Source organism: Corynebacterium sp. MSK035 (assembly GCF_030232615.1).
In the GTDB taxonomy this organism is placed as follows: Bacteria; Actinomycetota; Actinomycetes; order Mycobacteriales; family Mycobacteriaceae; genus Corynebacterium; species Corynebacterium jeikeium_D.
The window spans coordinates 22321-40070 of sequence record NZ_JASPJP010000003.1 but is presented as its reverse complement, the minus strand read 5'-3'; the positions used below and the strand labels follow the sequence as shown (position 1 = coordinate 40070).

The 17750-nt window shown below is 59.3% G+C and carries 17 protein-coding genes; 3 read left to right on the top strand and 14 right to left on the bottom strand.

The annotated features are described in order from the left end of the window. Window positions 1-383: 383 nt before the first annotated feature. On the bottom strand, window positions 384-653 hold the full coding sequence (gene rpsO / locus QP978_RS02930; protein WP_016422594.1) for a 30S ribosomal protein S15: 270 nt from the start codon (window positions 651-653) through the stop codon (window positions 384-386). A gap of 141 nt (window positions 654-794) precedes the next feature. Continuing rightward, on the bottom strand, window positions 795-1790 hold the full coding sequence (locus QP978_RS02925; protein WP_284856820.1) for a bifunctional riboflavin kinase/FAD synthetase: 996 nt from the start codon (window positions 1788-1790) through the stop codon (window positions 795-797). A 64-nt stretch (window positions 1791-1854) separates the two neighbouring features. Here QP978_RS02925 and truB point away from each other — a divergent pair, with 64 nt between their 5' ends. After that, window positions 1855-2841, top strand: a complete 987-nt coding sequence (gene truB / locus QP978_RS02920) for a tRNA pseudouridine(55) synthase TruB (protein ID WP_284856818.1) — start codon at window positions 1855-1857, stop codon at window positions 2839-2841. A gap of 16 nt (window positions 2842-2857) precedes the next feature. Here truB and QP978_RS02915 read toward each other — a convergent pair whose 3' ends face one another. The 9 genes from QP978_RS02915 to rimP all read right to left on the bottom strand — a co-directional run bounded on the left by QP978_RS02915 (window position 2858) and on the right by rimP (window position 12744). After that, window positions 2858-3571 (bottom strand): 4'-phosphopantetheinyl transferase family protein, encoded by a 714-nt coding sequence (locus tag QP978_RS02915; RefSeq protein WP_049170823.1) that lies wholly within the window; start codon window positions 3569-3571, stop codon window positions 2858-2860. Beyond that, entirely contained in the window at window positions 3550-4956 is a 1407-nt protein-coding gene (locus QP978_RS02910; protein ID WP_149420960.1) for an MATE family efflux transporter, read from the bottom strand. Before QP978_RS02910 ends, QP978_RS02915 begins: the two co-directional genes overlap by 22 nt. A 4-nt stretch (window positions 4957-4960) precedes the next feature. Next, complete coding sequence (locus tag QP978_RS02905; protein WP_049170820.1) at window positions 4961-6022, bottom strand: DHH family phosphoesterase; 1062 nt, start codon at window positions 6020-6022, stop codon at window positions 4961-4963. Between the two features lie 42 nt (window positions 6023-6064). Continuing rightward, a complete protein-coding gene (rbfA, locus tag QP978_RS02900) occupies window positions 6065-6496 on the bottom strand; it encodes a 30S ribosome-binding factor RbfA (RefSeq protein ID WP_016422588.1) in 432 nt (143 codons plus the stop codon). Window positions 6497-6857: 361 nt separating this feature from the next. Beyond that, entirely contained in the window at window positions 6858-7586 is a 729-nt protein-coding gene (locus QP978_RS02895) for a hypothetical protein (protein WP_016422587.1), read from the bottom strand. Between the two features lie 20 nt (window positions 7587-7606). Then, window positions 7607-10495, bottom strand: a complete 2889-nt coding sequence (infB, locus tag QP978_RS02890; protein WP_284856817.1) for a translation initiation factor IF-2 — start codon at window positions 10493-10495, stop codon at window positions 7607-7609. 129 nt (window positions 10496-10624) lie between these two features. Continuing rightward, complete coding sequence (locus QP978_RS02885) at window positions 10625-11017, bottom strand: YlxR family protein (RefSeq protein WP_016422585.1); 393 nt, start codon at window positions 11015-11017, stop codon at window positions 10625-10627. Window positions 11018-11188: 171 nt separating this feature from the next. Next, entirely contained in the window at window positions 11189-12175 is a 987-nt protein-coding gene (gene nusA, locus QP978_RS02880) for a transcription termination factor NusA (protein WP_016422584.1), read from the bottom strand. Further along, entirely contained in the window at window positions 12172-12744 is a 573-nt protein-coding gene (gene rimP / locus QP978_RS02875) for a ribosome maturation factor RimP (protein WP_016422583.1), read from the bottom strand. Before rimP ends, nusA begins: the two co-directional genes overlap by 4 nt. 101 nt (window positions 12745-12845) lie before the next feature. Here rimP and QP978_RS02870 point away from each other — a divergent pair, with 101 nt between their 5' ends. Continuing rightward, window positions 12846-13811, top strand: coding sequence for a DUF4439 domain-containing protein (locus QP978_RS02870; protein WP_049189652.1), 966 nt, complete (start codon window positions 12846-12848; stop codon window positions 13809-13811). On the opposite strand, the gene QP978_RS02865 is transcribed toward QP978_RS02870, so the two are convergent. Then, window positions 13808-15580 (bottom strand): proline--tRNA ligase, encoded by a 1773-nt coding sequence (locus QP978_RS02865; protein WP_016422581.1) that lies wholly within the window; start codon window positions 15578-15580, stop codon window positions 13808-13810. The two genes, QP978_RS02870 and QP978_RS02865, sit on opposite strands and share 4 nt — an antisense overlap. Window positions 15581-15640: 60 nt before the next feature. Here QP978_RS02865 and QP978_RS02860 point away from each other — a divergent pair, with 60 nt between their 5' ends. Continuing rightward, window positions 15641-16378: a YaaA family protein gene (locus QP978_RS02860; RefSeq protein ID WP_042389272.1), complete on the top strand. Its 738-nt coding sequence runs from the start codon at window positions 15641-15643 to the stop codon at window positions 16376-16378. Here QP978_RS02860 and QP978_RS02855 read toward each other — a convergent pair. Together QP978_RS02855 and cobA are read right to left on the bottom strand one after the other, a co-directional pair. Continuing rightward, window positions 16375-16656 carry a hypothetical protein gene (locus tag QP978_RS02855; protein ID WP_016422579.1) on the bottom strand — a complete coding sequence of 94 codons (282 nt, stop codon included), beginning with the start codon at window positions 16654-16656 and terminating at the stop codon, window positions 16375-16377. The genes QP978_RS02860 and QP978_RS02855 overlap by 4 nt on opposite strands. Further along, window positions 16649-17740, bottom strand: coding sequence for a uroporphyrinogen-III C-methyltransferase (cobA, locus tag QP978_RS02850; RefSeq protein ID WP_049170808.1), 1092 nt, complete (start codon window positions 17738-17740; stop codon window positions 16649-16651). The genes QP978_RS02855 and cobA overlap by 8 nt, the downstream gene beginning before the upstream one ends. Window positions 17741-17750: the final 10 nt, after the last annotated feature.

The following is a 17750-nucleotide window of genomic DNA, read 5'->3' as shown; positions in this document are numbered from 1 at the left end:
CTCTCACTGCATCTGGGTTCTTGCACCTACGCGGGGTTCTAGGAGTTTGCGGGGCGGGGGGCACTTATCGATGACTTTTCTTGACTCATCGATGGTTTACCGTGTCTTATCGACGAATTACCGTGTCTTATCGATGGTGCCCCGGCACTTATGCGCACGCTTTCGATCAGCCCCTCCACCTGTCGATGAGGTATTCACTTGTGGCCACGCTACAGCGCATCGATGAGTGAATACCACAACGACAAGTGATCAAAAAAAAAGACCCGCCGTGAGCTTCCATCCAATGGAAACCCAAACGGCGAGTCTAAAAAGCTTAAAAGCCTTGAATTAACAGAGCAACTTACACCAATGAAGCTCTGACAAACAGGACCTTAAGGAGAACCTTAGCGACGCAGACCCAGGCGCTCGATCAGCTTACGGTAGCGCTCAACGTCGTTGTCCTGCAGGTACTGCAGCAGGCCCTTGCGGCGACCGACCAGCAGCAGCAGACCACGACGGGAGTGGTGATCGTGCTTGTGGAACTTCAGGTGCTCGGTCAGCTGACGAATACGTGCGGTCAGCAGTGCAACCTGAGCCTCCGGGGAACCGGTGTCGGTCTCGTGCAGGCCGAACTCCTTGAGAATCTCAGCCTTTTCTGCAGTGTTCAAAGCCATGTAAATCTAACTCCTTGAATCAAATTATGGTCGTTTTTTCAGTCCACATTCTCGGCTTTCCCGGAACCAAACAGCGTCTGGCAACTGGTTCCTCGCAACTGCTTGTGGACCGCAGTCACAGCCGACGTTTTACTTTAACAGCTAATCGGTCTTAGCCAAAATGGCTTCGGTGTCTGCCACGTCCTGGTTCATCCGGTCAATGAGCTCCTCGACCGAGTCGAACTTCTCCATGCCGCGAATCCGGTCGACAAACTCAACCTGCCCAGCGGTGCCGTAGAGGTCCGCATGACGGTCAATCACGTAGGCCTCGACCGTTCGATCAGTGTCTCCAAAGGTCACATTAGTGCCCACCGACACGGCCGCTGGGTAGCGCACCCCAAACTCGATATCGCCCTTCGGGTCCGGCTCCGGGCGGGCTGCCGTCGGCTGAACCGTGAACCATGCCGCGTAGACACCATCAGCCGGGATTGCCAGGCCCTCAGCGAAGTCAATATTGGCGGTCGGAAAGCCCAGCTGCGCTCCTCCACGCCCCTGACCTGGAAGAACATCACCATCGACACGGTAGAAGTACCCGAGACACGAGGCGGCTGCGGACACCGCACCGTCGGCAAGCAAACCGCGAATACGTGTCGACGAAACACGTTCGGTCGAGTCCGCGGCAGTGACGTCGAGAAGGTCGACGATGGTGACGTCGACCCCACACTTACGGCCGTGCTCCGGCATAGTCTCGGCGGTACCTGCGGCCTTCTGCCCATAGGTGAAGTTCTGGCCAACGAAGACGGCCTGTGCATTCAGCTTGTCGCGGACAACGGTGCGTACAAAGTCTTCTGCGGGGATGCTGGAGAAGTTCTTGTCGAAAGGCACGACAAGCATGGCATCGATTCCCTCCGCTTCTGCCAGCTCGGCGCGACGGGACACGGTGGACAGTGCCGGCGGCACCTTATCCGGGGCAAACAGCGCTACGGGATTGGGATCGAAAGTCATCAACAGCGACTTCACGCCACGAGCGCGAGCGTCACTGACCGCAGCAGCTATCAGGCGCTTATGCCCAAGATGAATACCATCGAACACTCCGATGGTTACGACCGTGTCCCCCAGGTCTTCGGGTGCATTGTCCAAGCCATACCAAATCTCCACAAAGAGCCAGTGTAACTGGTCACCGTTTAACACACCGCATATAGCGCAACATAGGATTGCGTCTATGACCGACTTCGATCCGATTGCAGACTCCGGCATTGTTATCGTCGACAAGCCCCAAGGCTGGACAAGCCACGATGTAGTGGGCAAACTCCGTCGCATCTTCCGCACCAAGAAGGTCGGCCACTCCGGTACCCTCGACCCAATGGCCACCGGTGTGCTCGTCCTCGGCATCGGCCGCGGCACCCGTTTCCTGCCACATGTCCACGCCGACACGAAGTCCTACCAAGCCACCATTCGACTCGGCGCTGCCACGCTTACCGACGACGCCGAAGGCGAGTTGCTCTCCGAATCCTCGGCGGCATCGGTGACTGATGAAATGGTTCGAGCGGAAATTGCGAAGTTCACCGGCACAATCATGCAAAAACCCGCGGCGGTATCAGCGGTGAAGATTGACGGTGTCCGCGCCTACGAGCGCATCCGCCGTGGTGAGAAGGTCGATATCCCTGCGCGCCCAGTGACGATCACCCGCTATGAGGTTCTGGACATCCGCCACGACTCCGATCCTTCGCGCCCCGGGGAGCGCATCGATATCGACGTGGAGGTCGACTGCTCTGCCGGCACTTTCATCCGCGCCCTAGCTCGTGACTTGGGGGATGCACTGAGAGTCGGTGGTCATCTCACTGCTCTGCGGCGTACTGCCGCCGGCGTTTTCACTATTGATGAGGCGTTGACTATCGACGAGCTCACGGCGAAGGCCGAGCAGTTCGACACCGCCCATCCAGAAATTGCGGAGATGCGACGCCCAGTCCCGGAGCGCGCCGCTTCCTTGCTGCCGATGAGTCTGGACGAGGCCTGCCTGCGTTGCTTTGATACCCGCGAAATTACTGAACAGCAGGCGGCTGATTTGGCTCAGGGCAAGTGGCTGGAGCCGATCGGAAAACCTGGAGTCTATGCGGCGGTGTCACCAACGGGAAAGGTTCCGGCGCTGCTCACAGAATCTGGCAAACGGGCTAAGACGGTCTTCGTGGTGCGCCCGGCCACGCTGTGACTACCTCTCAAGGATTTTAAGACTGCTCGAGCCACACCGCGGTTGCAACGATGCCTGCACCGCGAGCCCAGAAGCCTTTTACTCCGCAGAAGGCGTCGGGAATCTCACGGTGAAACGTTAGCTGTAAAGGTCCGCCTGTGAGTCCTCGGGAAAAACCTCGCGCTGCTATCCGTTTCTTTCGCAGTTGGACGGAGACTTCGTCGAAGTCTAGCCACTGCCCGACTATCGGCTCCCAGAGTTTGTACATTGATTCCTTGGCGCTAAATTGCACCAGCGGGTCAAGGCGTGCTTCGTCAGTGCGCAAGACTGCCTCGATGATTCCTAACTCTAGAGTCTGCTCGACCTCGACATCGATGCCAATCCCCTGCAGCTGTTCAGCGCTCGCGGACACGGCTGCCACGGCCCCGTCGCAATGGCTAATTGACCCCACGACTCCTCGCGGCCACAGCGGCGCTCCGGTGGTCGACATGCCAATCCCATGTGGGGCAGGCTCTCCTAGCCGTTGCACCGCCTCATGCGCAGCGAGGCGCCCTCGGGTGAAATCACGGATTCGAACAGGTGCTGCACTATCAGACAGCCTCAACTCAGCGCTACGGAGCTGCTGCAATTCCGCATCACTAAACGGACGCTCGGCATTGGAGTCAATAACTAGCCGGCTACCGGCGGGCAAATGCCTGGCCAGATACTCCTGGACGTCGGCAAGCACACTCATGCGCTGATGCCGTACCATTTCTCTCCACGGAAACGGGTAGCGACAAAGATTAGTCGCAGAATCATGAAGGCCAAGAGACCGCACCACACGCCGGTCAGCCCCCAGCCAAATGCCTGCGCCAGCCAGACCGGTGGGAGGAATCCGCACAGGACCGCGCTAACGGTGGCGTTACGGAGGAAGGCTGCGTCGCCGGCGCCGAGCAACACGCCATCGAGCGCGAAGACGACACCGCCGATAGGAATCATTGCGACAAGAATCCACCATGGTCCGGCGGTGACTGCGTCAATCACGCCTGTTGCGTCGGTAAAAATGCGGACGATGCTGGCATTACCTACTGCGAAAACAGCCGCTAGGCCGAGGGCAATGACGCTTGACCAGACCGTCACGCGCTTGCCAGTCCAGCGGGCAACGGCCGTGGAGCTACCGCCCAACGCTGCACCGACGAGCGTCTGTGCAGCAATCGCTAGCGAGTCGAGCACCAACGAAATCAGATTCCACAGTTGCAGCATGACCTGGTGCCCACCGAGCGTGGTCGGCCCAACGCGGCCAGCAACCGCTGCGGCGGAGAGGAACGCTACCTGGAAGGACAAGGAGCGAACGATGAGATCGCGGCCGAGGACCAGCTGGCTTTTGATAATGGCGCCATTCGGGCGCATGGAAAGCTTGCGGCTAGAGCACTCTTTGAAAAGACTGCGGAGGAACAGTCCGCCGGTAATCAATTCGCCGAAGAGAACGGCCAGCGCAGAGCCCTCGAGACCGAAGGCGCGGACCAGCGGCACAATCACAATGGCGGCCGGAACAAGGCCTGAGAGCACAAATAGCAGCGGCGCGCGAGTGTTTTGGATACCGCGCAACCAACCATTTCCAGCCTGCGCAATCAACGTCAGCGGAATGGCGAAGGCAGCAACTCGCAACCACTGCCCGGCATCATGAGCGACCTCCGGATGAGGAGCTAACCAACCGGTAAATACTGGTGCCAACCCCACGATGATGGCAAAGAGGCTAAGGCCCACAAAGATGGCGACCCACGTCGCTTGCAGTCCCTCTTCAACCGCCTCGTCCACGTTGCCCCTGCCAAAGGCTCGCGCTGATCGGGCGGTCGTGCCGTAAGCCAAGAAAGTAAGCTGCGTAGTTACCACAGAAAAAACCGTCGAACCAGCGGCAAGCGCCGCAAGCTGAACAGCTCCAAGCCGACCGATGACAGCCGTATCCAGCAGCACATAGAGTGCGGGCGCGGCAAGAACACCCAACGCTGGCAGCGCAAGCGAAACGATTGCGCGAAGGCTGACATCTGACTTCGCACTGTGCCCGGTTCGCTCTATGCCGGTTCGCTCTATGCCAGTTTGCTCTATGCCAGTTTGCTCAATCTCAGTGCGCTCCTGAGTTTCTCGCGAGTCCGACAATCCCCTAGGCCTCGCTCGTGCCTCGGCGTGCCTGGGCTGCGACATCGCTGGTGTCCAGGATGGCCTGCAGCAGCTCATCCTTGCTGCACTCCCGAGTCAGACCGGCGGCACGCTCGTGGCCACCGCCGCCAATTTCCAGGGCGACCTGGGAGACATCGACAAGCTCGCGAGAACGCAGCGAGACGGCCCACTGGTTTGGCTCATACTCCTTAAGCACGGCACAGACGTCGGCCGCATTAGTCGTACGCACAATGTCCACGACCGATTCAATCTCATCGTGGCCAACTTCGGCGGTCTGGTCGTGCTCAATGACGACGTGGATTAGGCCAGCGCCGTCGCCCCACTCGGGCACCAATGTCGCGGTGGAAAGCACCTTGCCCAGGAATGGAAGGTAGGCAAACGGATGTTCTTCCAGCAGCTGTGCACCAATCGTGCGCGGATTGAGCCCCTTATCCAGCAGGCGCGCCGCTGCAGTGTGCATGCGGGAATGGCCGAACTGGAACGATGCGGTGTCCGTCAACAGCCCTGCATAGAGAGCATGAGCCATCGGCGTGGTCAGCTTGATACCCCAGACACCAAAGAAGTCCAGGAGCACCATGGTCGAGGACTCTGCGCGTTCGTCAACCATGTTGACGGACCCAAAGCGAGTGTTGGTCGCGTGATGGTCAACATTGATAACGCGGTCGGAGGCCATCACGCGATCTTCCAGCGCACCGAGGCGCCCCGGGCTTGCGCAGTCGACAGTCACCCACGTGTCAATGTCTTCATCCAAGTCCGTGTACTCGACAAATCGCTCCCATCCGGGGATGGTCAACAGCGACTTGGCTGGCAAATCGCTCTCACCGTAGCTGGCTACAGCCGAAATGCCACGCTGTACAAGTGCCATGACCATCGCAGATGCAGCACCAATTGCATCCGCATCGGGGTGAACATGGGCAATGACGCCGACCTTCTTGGCGTCGGCAAGCATATCCTGCATCTGCTGAATCGGCTTGGACATGCGGCGATTAATCGCCTGGGAAAGCTGGTGAGCTGCCTGCTCCTGAGCCTGCGGAGAAGTGGTCACGTGGGTGCCCCTTTCATCGATAGATGTGGCCGGTGGAGAGTTTTACTCCTCGTCGCGGTATGGGTTGGCATCGCCTGCGGGCTTTGCGTTTCTAGCCTGCTCAGCCAATTCCGCGTCGCGCGCGCGAGTCTTATCGAGCAGCTCCTCAAGGTGCGCGGAAATCTCCGGCACGGTGTCAACCTCAAAAGCCAGCGTCGGTGTGTAGCGCACACCGGTGCCACGACCGACCAGGGAACGCAGCTGCCCCTTCGCCTTTTCCAGCGCTGCTGCTGCCGACTCGTAGTCCGGTTCCTCGTCGAGCGTACGTCCGCGCACAGTGTAGAAAACTGTGGCGTCGTGCAAATCGCCGGTGACGCGGCAGTCGGTGATAGTCACAAACTCCAGCCGCCGGTCCTTAATCTCACGCTCAATTGCGCTGGCGACAATCTCCTGAATACGCTTGGACAGCCTGCGCGCGCGTGCTGGATCTGCCATTTTTGGCTACTCCCTATCTATCTCTACCTGTGCGTAACGATTCGTAGCTAGACCCCATTTAGCGTGGGGCCTGAAGTGCCCCTTCGCTGACAAAGACCCATTTGGGATCCGGCAAAACGGTTCAATACAAAGGACTGCTAATACTAACACGCAAAACACTACTCAACTTCGAACCGCATGTTTCGCGACTTCGCCCGCACCCGTTTACCGAGTGCAGCCAATTGCTTCGCCGCACGCTCGCCCTTTGTTATTAACCCATTAATCATCACGACAACACTGCCACCACCATCGATGTCATCGACGGCATGGGGAGTCGCTACTACGGAATTGCGCAGCTGAAACGCAGCCTACCCGTACGCTCTTAACGGCGCTCCACGAAGTTGTACATCGGTAACCCATTAACATGAGAGCAGTCAGGCAGTGAATCCATCACACTGTCCTGCAATGGTGTTTCTCCCTCGATGCCGAAAATCCATTTAACCGCAGCATTGCCTAAATCCAGCGGATGGAAAAGGTAACTTACCTCACCATTTTTATCCTTGGGCGCCGCGCTGCCATGGGTTTGTTCCCATTCAGCCACATCCGTCGGATGTAGTACCTCGACGTGTTCACCGTTAGCGAACGGTACCTCGAAATCCAACAGTCGTCCAGAGCTGAAAAACCGCTGCATGTCAAAATCATAGTCTTCGCAGCTTGCTGCTAATTCCCTGGTAGGAGTCTTGTAGTGGCAGAAATCGACAACACTATTGATGCACAGTGACCAACTCTCGCGAGGATCGTTCGCCAACGCTGGGTCCTCAATAAGGTCGTATACGTCGTCGGTCCCGAAAAGCAGCGTTGGCCCAAACGCTACCGCGTGGAAGTACCAATTATGACCATCCTCAATGGTTTCTTCGGAATCAAAGGCGAATTTCCCTGGCCAAATCTTGTCCAATTGCGCAAGAGTCTCCTCTGCGCTCGCAGGAGGATAATTCAAAATATTCGTTCGCGGCAGTTCATCTGAGAGTGCAAAGAGATTAGTTTTGAAGCCCATAACGAACACGATACGCAAAAAGGCGCTCCCCGAAGGGAGCGCCTTATCAAAGTTCACGCAGTGTTTAGCTTACGTTGCTACGTGCGCGGAACCTCGACCATCTCGTAGACCTCGATAACGTCGTCCACCTGGATGTCCGGGTAAGACAGCACCATACCGCACTCGTAACCGGCTGCGACCTCGGTAGCATCGTCCTTCTCTCGCTTCAGCGACTCGATAGTCGCCGAATCCGTAATGACGTTGCCGTCACGAACCAGGCGAGCCTTCGCGTTGCGGCGGACCTTGCCGGACTCGACCATACAGCCGGCGATGAGGCCAACTGCGGAGGACTTGAAGATGGCGCGAATCTCTGCACGACCAATCTCCTTCTCCTCGTAGACCGGCTTGAGCATGCCCTTCAGAGCAGCCTCAACATCCTCGATAGCACGGTAAATCACCGTGTAGTAGCGGATGTCAACGCCCTCAGCGTTGGCAACCTCTGTGGCCTTACCCTCGGAGCGAACGTTGAAGCCGATGATGACGGCGTCAGACGCAGCAGCCAGCGTGACGTTGGTCTGAGTAACAGCACCGACACCACGGTCGATGATGTTCAGTGCGACCTCGTCGTCGACCTCGATCTTGAGCAGGGCTTCTTCCAGTGCCTCGACGGTACCGGCGTTGTCGCCCTTCAGGATCAGGTTGAGGGTGTTGGTCTCCTTCAGGATCTCGTCCAGGTTCTCCAGGGAGACGCGCTTGCGACGACGTGCTTGCAGCGCATTACGACGACGTGCGTCGCGGCGGTCTGCAATCTGGCGGGCCGTACGATCCTCGTCAACAACCAGGAGGTTGTCACCAGCACCCGGTACGGAGGTCAGGCCGAGCACCTGAACCGGACGGGAAGGACCGGCCTCATCGACGTCGTTGCCGTACTCATCGACCATGCGGCGAACACGACCATATGCGTCACCGACAACGATGGAATCACCGACGCGCAACGTACCGCGCTGAACGATAACGGTTGCCACCGGACCACGGCCACGGTCAAGGTGAGCCTCAATGGCGACACCCTGAGCGTCCATATCCGGATTGGCGCGCAGATCCAGCGAAGCATCGGCAGTCAACAGCACTGCTTCGAGAAGCTGATCGATGTTGAGACCTTGCTTAGCGGAGATATCGACGAACATAGTGTCGCCGCCCCACTCTTCGTCAGTGAGACCGTATTCAGTCAGCTGACCACGAATTTTCTGCGGATCTGCAGTTTCTTTATCAATCTTGTTGACTGCAACGACAATCGGCACATCAGCGGCCTTGGCGTGGTTAATAGCCTCAACCGTCTGCGGCATGACGCCGTCATCAGCTGCAACAACCAGAATCGCGATATCGGTCGACTTGGCACCACGAGCACGCATGGCGGTAAACGCCTCGTGACCCGGGGTATCCAAGAAGGTAACCTTGCGCTTCTCACCGTCGAGCTCCACCGGCACCTGGTAGGCACCGATGTGCTGGGTAATACCACCGGACTCGTGGCCACCGACGTTGGCCTTACGAATCGTGTCCAACAGGCGCGTCTTACCGTGGTCGACGTGACCCATCACAGTTACCACTGGCGGGCGCTGCTCCAGGTCCTCATCGTCGCCCTCGTCCTCACCGAACTGGAGGTCGAAGGACTCGAGGAGCTCGCGGTCCTCATCCTCAGGCGAGACGACCTGGACCTTGTAATCCATCTCGTCGCCGAGCAGCTGCAGGGTCTCGTCGGAGACCGATGCAGTTGCCGTCACCATTTCGCCGAGGTTGAACAACGCCTGGACCAGCGATGCTGCATCGGCGTTAATCTTCTCAGCGAAGTCAGACAGGGATGCACCACGTGCGAGGCGAATGGTCGTGCCCTTACCGTTGGGCAGCTTAACGTCGCCTACCACGGATGGTGCCTGCATTGCCTCGTACTCGTTGCGCTTCTGACGCTTCGACTTACGTCCGCGACGCGGGGCGCCTCCTGGTCGCCCGAATGCACCTGCAGTTCCACCGCGACGTCCGCCGCGACCACCGCGCGGTCCGCCACCCGGGCCACCCGGGCCGCGACCACGGCCGCCGAAGCCACCGCCACCGCCACCGCGGCTTGCCTTTGCAGGCATCTGCCCCGGGTTCGGGTGCGAAGGCATCATTGCCGGAGTCGGACGATTGCCGCTCGGCTTATTACCGCGGCCCTGTCCACCCTGCGGGCGAGGGCCACCCTGGCGTGCTCCCGGTTTCGGGCCCGGACGGCCGTTTCCACCCTGCGGGCGAGGGCCACCCTGGCGTGCTCCCGGCTTCGGGCCCGGACGGCCGTTTCCACCCTGCGGACGCGGCATGTTGGACGGCCGCGGTGCCGGACGGGAGGATCCGCCGGTCGAGAATGGGTTGTTCGCCACACGCGGTGCGCGTGCGCCTGGCTTCGGCCCTGGCTTCGGGCCAGCAGGCTTCGGCGGGCGTGGCATTTCTTGTCCCGGCTTCGGCGAACGGGACGGTGCAGCTGGCTTGGCACCCGGCTTTGCCGCCGCTGGTGCAGCAGGCTTAGCGCCTGGCTTAGCTGCTGGCTTGGCACCCGGCTTTGCCGCCGCTGGTGCAGCAGGCTTGGCACCTGGTTTTGCAGCTGGCTTGGCACCCGGCTTTGCCGCCGCTGGTGCAGCAGGCTTAGCGCCTGGCTTTGCAGCTGGCTTGGCACCCGGCTTTGCCGCCGCTGGTGCAGCAGGCTTAGCGCCTGGTTTTGCAGCTGGCTTGGCACCCGACTTAGCAGCAGCCTTGGTAGTTGGGGCCTGGGCAGACGCGTCAGCACCTGCGCCAGCATTCTTCTCTTCGTAGACCTTCTTCATCTTCCTGACGACGGGTGGTTCCACCGTCGAAGAAGCGGTCTTAACAAACTCGCCCTGAGCCTTCAGCTCGGCGAGTAGTTCTTTGCTGGTGACCCCGAGCTGCTTAGCGAGCTCATGGACACGTAGCTTTCCGGACACTGCTCTCCTCACTAGTGGGGGCCGAGCAGCGCCCGATGGCGGATTTGTCCGCGCACCGAGAGCGCCTGCAGGGCTCCCTCTTATCTGTTGCCGTTCATCGCTGATGCTTCATCGTGTGCTCATCAGTGTTCAGGTCTTTCTGTTGTCATTTTTCCTGCCTCCCTGCTTAGCGACACGCACATCGTCAGCGGGGGCGAAACCCTCCGCCGCTTCGTAGTGCGTGGCGATAAACTGTTTAACCGGAAACGCATCTACCTGCGTAGATACCTTCAGTGCGCGGCCAAATGCACGGCGCTTGTCGGCGATCTCCCAAGCCTTTAGTGTTGGGGTGATCCAGGCACCTCGCCCCTGCATCCGACGATGCGGATCAGCAACGACGGCTACTGAGCCATCTGAACGGGTGGTGGCGACAATGCGTAGCAGCTCCGAGCAATTGTGGCGCTGCTTAGTTGCAATACAGGTACGTGTGGGTGCAGGCGTATGAGTTGTCGAATTCGGGTTTAGCACCCGCGAAGTCGTCATACTCCTGACGCACCCACCTTCCTGCTAAGAAATTCAGCGCGAAAATTCGCATAGGAAAATCACGCCTTGTCGTTTGGCCACCTCCCAGCATAACCCGAAAAGGCGGAAAAGTGCCAACCCCCTAGGCACTTTCCCGCCACTTTCGCAACCGCTGGGACGCTGACGTTGTGTCTACTCCGCGTCGGAGTGGATATCGATTCGCCAGCCGGTCAGACGAGCCGCCAGACGGGCATTCTGTCCCTCCTTGCCGATAGCAAGAGAGAGCTGGTAGTCGGGCACCACAACGTGTGCACGGCGCTCGTCCATGTCCAGAATCTTGACACTAACTACCTTGGCGGGCGCCAGCGAGTTACCAACGAACTTCGCCGGATCCTCGTCGTAGTCGATGATGTCAATCTTCTCGCCCTTGAGCTCATTCATAATCGAGTTCACACGCTGACCGCGGGGCCCAATGCAGGCGCCCTTAGCGTTGAGGCCCTTGACCGTGGGGCGTACAGCAACCTTGGTGCGGTGACCGGCCTCGCGCGCAATGGAAATCAATTCCACTGCCCCATCGGCAACTTCCGGAACTTCAAGTTCGAAGAGCTTACGAATGAGCTCCGGATGCGTGCGTGACAGGTGAATCGCAACACCGCGCGGTGTCTTGTTCACACCGACGACGTAGCACTTGATGCGGTCACCGTGCTTGAGTTCCTCACCTGGCAGCTGCTCAGCCGGCATCAGAATACCGTCTCGGCCGTTGGCCTCCGAACCGATGTGGACGACGACAATGCCCTTTTCATTGGCATAGACATCGCGCTGGACCACGCCGGAAATGACCTGATTAGACAGGTCTGCGTATTCGTCGAGAACCTTATCGCTCTCCGCATCCCGCAGACGCGAAAGGATGGTCTGACGAACAGCGAATGCAGCGGTACGCTCGAAGTCCTCCGGAGTGTCGTCCCATTCGGAGATGAGATTGCCCTCGTCGTCTCGCTCCTGGGCAAAGACTATGACGTCACCGGTCTCACGGTCGATTTCGACGCGCGCATACTGTGCCGGTGCGGTGGTGTTACGGTAGCTTTCACGCAATGCTCGGGCGACCAGTCCCAGCATTTCGTCGACAGGAATACCCTTTTCCTTTTCCAAGGTTCGCAGGGCAGCTAGTTCAATCTTCACTTGTTATCCTCCAGCCTGGTCAAGGCATCGTCATAGTCTAGTCCCGCAAAATCCTTCTCGGCTGCGGGCGGATTAGAGAATTCAACTTGTACCACTGCACGGGCCACATTGGTTAATTGGACACGCTGGCCAACAGCCTTCAAACGTCCCTTTGGCCCCTTAGAGGTAACGAGAATGATGGATTCTTCATCCGGCGACAGCGCACCAATGCGGGCTGCAATCGCGGAACCGTCGGCAAGCGAAATCTCCGCAATACGACCACGGTTACGACGCCAGTGCCGAGGCTGGGTCAGCGGTGCGTCAATACCAGGAGTGGAAACTTCCAAGGTGTAGCCCTGAGCGCCGAAGTCCGCTTCACCACGTGCCTCCGCGGCATCCAGAGCCGAAGATACTTCATACGTGGCCTGTTCCAGAACATCGAGGTCAGGACGCTCATCTGCGTCAACTAACACAATGACCTGTGACTTTGCGCCGGCGCGAACGACCTTGACATCTTCCACATCCAGGCCGATTTGTGCGAGCGCCGGGCTCACAAACTGTTCAATTTTCTCGGGTGCGGGTATCGCCATAGTCGTAGAGTCTACAGGTCAAGTACTAGGAATTGCGCACCTGGGCGCTTTCCACATACCGCATTGACACAAAGTGCCGCCCGCCGTGGCACCATAGTGAGGTGATTGTTGAACCTCCCTCCCCCAGTTTTGCTTCCGCATCGCATCGCACTCGTACTCTCTCGCGCCGTGGCTTCCTCGCTGCTGCCCTCGCCGTGGGATCACTTCCTGCGCTTTCCGCGTGCTCGCATCTGGTGGCACCGCGCCCCGATTACGCCATTGAGGTTCTCCATGCGCTGGCGGCGCGCGATGCACAGTCGCTTAGCGACGCCAATCCTGACCTCGCAGCGGTGCGCTCCGCGCAGGTTACCGAACTGGATAAGGAAATCACACGCGCCTGCGGCACCCACAAGGACGGTAAACCTGTCGATGAATGTGGCTCGGACGTAGCAGTCCCAGGATCCCTGGTTACCGGTTCCGACGCGAAGCTACTGCTCACGGACTCGCGAAACAATCCCGTACTGACGAATGCCCTGGATTCACGCACTGCATTGCGGGAGGAGCACACTGCGCGCCTCGCCACGGCTGTCGATGGCGGTATCGTCCTCGCTCTGCGTGTTGCGGGCGCTGAGTGGGAGGAGCTTGTCCCATTGATTCCCAGTGACAGGGATGAAATCTCGGGTGCCGAAGAACAGATGACTAAGGCACTGCAAGCCGAATACATGATGATTTACGGTGTCGGCGTAGCCGCACCACGTGTCGGAGGCGATACCACTACTGCACTTTTGGCCCGTGGCGAGCGCCACCGAATTTTGCGCGATCGTGCCCGACTAATTTTGGAGGATTCCGACGTTGAGGTGCCGGAGAGCGCACCTGGCTATATGCCGGAAGGCGCTCCTTCGCCAGATACGGCACCCGTCGATTACATGATTGCATTGGAGCGCTATTGTGCCCAGGCGTGGGAAGACGTATTGCTCGCTGCTAATAACCCTCGGATGCGTATGTTCGCGCTGCAGGCAGCTGGCGTGGCTGCCGCCGGAGCGGCAGCGCTAGGTGGCAACAACTTGGAGCCGTTGCCCGGGCTCTAAGCCTTGCGAACCAGCTCCGCGACGTGAGCTGCAATGCCGTCAGCGGCGACCTCGTCGGTCTCGTTGGTCAGGCGGTTACGCAGCTCCACCTTGCCGTCCGCGTAGCCACGGCCAAAGATGACCACAAACGGCATACCCAGCAGCTCGGCGTCCTTGAACTTCACACCGGGGCTGACCTTCGGACGGTCGTCGAAAAGCACCTCAATGCCCTGCTGGCTGAGGTCTTCCGCCAGCTGTTCAGCGGCCTCAGCTGCTTCGGCGTTCTTGCCGGCCACAGCGATGTGAACCTTGTACGGTGCCGCGGCAACTGGCCACTTGAGGCCCTTTTCATCCAACTGCTGTTCCGCGAGGACAGCGACCAGGCGGGACACGCCAATGCCGTAGGACCCCATCGTCGGACGAGCACGCTTACCGTTGACATCGAGGATGTCGATTTCAAAGGCGTTGGTGTACTTGCGGCCCAACTGGAAAATGTGACCGATCTCGATTCCGCGCTCGATCTTTAGCGTGCCATGCCCCTCCGGAGCCGGGTCGCCGTCACGCACCTCTGCGACATCGCAAATACCATCAATCTGGAAGTCGCGACCAGCGACCACATCGACGATGTGCTTGCCTTCCTCGTTGGCTCCTGTAATCCAATTTGTGCCCTCCGCCACGCGGGGGTCAGCTAGGACCTTCACACCGCGATCGGCGAGCCCCTGCGGGCCGACGTAGCCCTTGATCAGGAAGTCATTGGCTGCGAAGTCCTTGTCCTCCAGCAAGCGCGCCTCACCCGGTTCAAATGCGACTTCAAGACGCTTTTCATCGACCTCACGGTCACCGGGAACCAGGATTGCGGTGAGCTGTTCCGGCAGGGCGTTGCCCTCCTTATCGACCTTCTTCGGGTCGACGGCGACGAGAACGCACTTCAAAGTATCGGCAGCAGTGACCTCGCGTCCGAGGTCCGCACCATTGGCCCAATCAACAAGTGCTGCGATTGTGGTGCAGTTCGGAGACTCGTAAACCTTCGCCTCCGGTTGTCCCTCAATCGGCTGCGGTTCAACTGCCGGAATCTTCACGGCTTCCACATTGGCGGCGTACTCACCGTCGGTGGAGACTACGAAGGAGTCTTCGCCACTTTCGCTAACAGCCAGGAACTCCTCGGAGGCCGAACCGCCCATAGCGCCGGAGGTGGCGTGGCAGATTTCGTACTTAATGCCCAGCCGGTCAAAAATTCGCTGGTAGGCACCGCGGTGCTGCTGATAAGAATTCTCCAGCCCCTCGTCGTCCATGTCGAAGGAATAAGAGTCCTTCATCACGAACTCGCGGCCACGCAGAATACCAGCGCGCGGGCGAGCCTCGTCGCGGTACTTGGTCTGAATCTGAAACAGCGTCGTCGGGAAATCCTTGTAGGAGCTGAAAAGATCCTTGACAGCCAGCGCGAACATCTCTTCGTGCGTCGGCCCCAGCAGGTAGTCCGCGCCCTTGCGATCCTTCAGACGGAACAGCTCGGGGCCGTATTCGGTCCACCGATTCGTCGCCTCGTACGGTTCACGCGGGAGCAGTGCAGGGAATGCCAGCTCCTGTGCGCCAATGCCTTCCATCTCCTCGCGCACAACCTTCTCTACGTTGCGCAGAACCTTCAAGCCCAGTGGCAGCCAGGAGTACACACCAGGGGCAGTTCGCCGGATGTAGCCGGCACGGACGAGCAGCTTGTGGCTAGGGACCTCGGCGTCAGCTGGATCCTCGCGCAGTGTGCGCAGGAACAGCTGGGACATTCGCGTAATCATGAATGCTGATTTTACCCGTCGATCATTCTTCGCAACATGCGGGGCATTACTATGGTGCCCATGCTCGTAGTCCTACCCCCCTCTGAAACCAAAGCCACTGGTGGCAGCCATCCCGCAGTAGACTTTTCCTCGCTGAGCTTCGGCTCCCTCAACCCCATCCGCGAGCGCATTGCAGCCGATCTCGTGGCGCTAAGTGCGAACAGGGAAGCCGCGATGGAAACACTGAAGCTGGGGCCACGGCTTGCTGACGAAGTCACAGCTAATGCCGCGCTCCTAGAGTCGCCGACCATGCCGGCTCTCGAGCGTTATACCGGGGTGCTCTACGACGCACTCTCCCCCAGCGATTTGCCGGAAACCGGCCGTGCTCGACTCGCCATCGGGTCAGCGCTCTTCGGTGTCATTGGCGGGGACGACCTCATCCCCCACTACCGTCTCTCTGGTACGGTCAAGCTCCCCTTCGCGGATCAGCCTGCCGACGCGGCTCCCACAATGAAGCGCCGTTGGGGTACCGCCATCACCGAGGCTCTCAATGATGTCGACTTCCTCATCGACCTTCGTTCCGGCACCTACGCCAATTTGGGCAAAGTCAAGAGCGCGACAACGATGACCGTGCTCACCGCCGAGGGCAAAATCGTCAGCCACTTCAACAAGCACTACAAGGGCCTATTTGCCCGCGCCATCGCCCTTTCCGACACGACACCGACCTCCCCCACAGAGGCCGTCGACATCGCACGCGCCGCAGGATACGACGTCTCGCTTGACGACGACACCCTCATCTTCCGCGTCCCGGAAAACTAAATGTCGTCGTTGTAGCGCTTTCGGCCTGCCACAATGGCGGCAATCAGAGCGATAATAGCGATGAAAATGCTGTCGTATCGCGATCCTTCTCCGCCGAGGAGAAGGAGTCGGAAGATGATCATGGTTCCGAGGTAGAACACCAGGAAGGTCGCAGCGCCCATCCAGATGGCGCTACGCAGCTGATCGTCGGCAAGCAGTCGGGTAACAAGCCCTGCCTTTTGCTGCTCTGGCTCACGCTTCCTCGACTTGTTGTTGCTCAACTTGTTGTTCTTACTCATCGCCCTCATCCAGACCGGCGACTTCACCGATGACGATAACCGCGGGCGGCTTGATTGCCTCTTCGACCATTTTCTCGCCAAGCTCGCCGAGTGTGCAGCGTAGCGACCTCTGATTCGGCAGCGTGCCGTCCTGGATGACCGCAGCCGGAGTCTTCGGGCTGCGGCCGGCCTTCATCAGAGCCTCGGCAATCTTTGGCCCGTTCTTAACTCCCATAATGATGGCAATAGTGCCGTGCATCCGGCCCAGCGCATCCCAATTGACCAGCGATTTCCTGTGCCCCGGTGGGACGTGACCGGACACAACAGTGAATTCATGGTTGACGCCACGCATAGTAACTGGGATGCCAATCGTCCCCGGTACCGCCAGTGCTGAAGTAATACCCGGCACAACGCGAACCGGTACCCCAGCCTTCTGCAGCTCCTGAAGCTCTTCAAAACCGCGGCCGAAGATGTACGGATCGCCACCCTTGAGCCGGACCACAAAGTAGCCCTCACGGGCACGATGAACTAGCAGTTCATTGATGCGCTCCTGAGCCATGGCGCGGCCGTAAGGAAGCTTGCCGGCATCAATAATCTCGACATCCGGCTCCAAGTCACCGAGCAGCGACAGTGGACCGAGGTGGTCTGCAACGACAACGTCGGCAAGCCGGAGCAAGCGACGCCCCTCAACGGTAATCAGACCGGGGTCGCCCGGGCCACCGCCTACGAGTGCGACCTGACCAGCGAGGTCCCCAGCGCGCGACGCGCGACGGCCGGTCAGCGCCACAGGAGTAAGCGGGCTGGAAGCCCCGGTTTCATCGTCGACGAGAATACCTCGGCGGTGTCCCTCTAGAGTCACCTCACGCAACAACGCCTCGTCACAGCAGACCATGAGAGCCTTGCCCCAGCTCATCGCCTCGGTAAAACCGGTGCGGGTCAAAGTAATACGGCCGTCTGCAGCCCAGGCCTCAATCGCAGTTGTTACTTCCCCACCTTCACACACAGTGACATCAGCGCCAGAGTCCAACAGCCGAGGAATCACGCGCTCTGCAGCCGTGGAACCGCCAATCACCAACACACCGTAGTCTTTGAGAAGCAAACTCATAGCTAACACT

Excerpts from the sequence above, each read along its gene's own strand:
- rpsO (WP_016422594.1), bottom strand. The coding sequence starts at position 653 with ATGGCTTTGAACACTGCAGAAAAGGCTGAGATTCTCAAGGAGTTCGGC.
- truB (WP_284856818.1), top strand. The coding sequence starts at position 1,855 with ATGACCGACTTCGATCCGATTGCAGACTCCGGCATTGTTATCGTCGAC.
- QP978_RS02915 (WP_049170823.1), bottom strand. The coding sequence starts at position 3,571 with ATGGTACGGCATCAGCGCATGAGTGTGCTTGCCGACGTCCAGGAGTAT.
- rbfA (WP_016422588.1), bottom strand. The coding sequence starts at position 6,496 with ATGGCAGATCCAGCACGCGCGCGCAGGCTGTCCAAGCGTATTCAGGAG.
- QP978_RS02885 (WP_016422585.1), bottom strand. The coding sequence starts at position 11,017 with ATGACGACTTCGCGGGTGCTAAACCCGAATTCGACAACTCATACGCCT.
- rimP (WP_016422583.1), bottom strand. The coding sequence starts at position 12,744 with ATGGCGATACCCGCACCCGAGAAAATTGAACAGTTTGTGAGCCCGGCG.
- QP978_RS02865 (WP_016422581.1), bottom strand. The coding sequence starts at position 15,580 with ATGATTACGCGAATGTCCCAGCTGTTCCTGCGCACACTGCGCGAGGAT.
- QP978_RS02860 (WP_042389272.1), top strand. The coding sequence starts at position 15,641 with ATGCTCGTAGTCCTACCCCCCTCTGAAACCAAAGCCACTGGTGGCAGC.
- QP978_RS02855 (WP_016422579.1), bottom strand. The coding sequence starts at position 16,656 with ATGAGTAAGAACAACAAGTTGAGCAACAACAAGTCGAGGAAGCGTGAG.
- cobA (WP_049170808.1), bottom strand. The coding sequence starts at position 17,740 with ATGAGTTTGCTTCTCAAAGACTACGGTGTGTTGGTGATTGGCGGTTCC.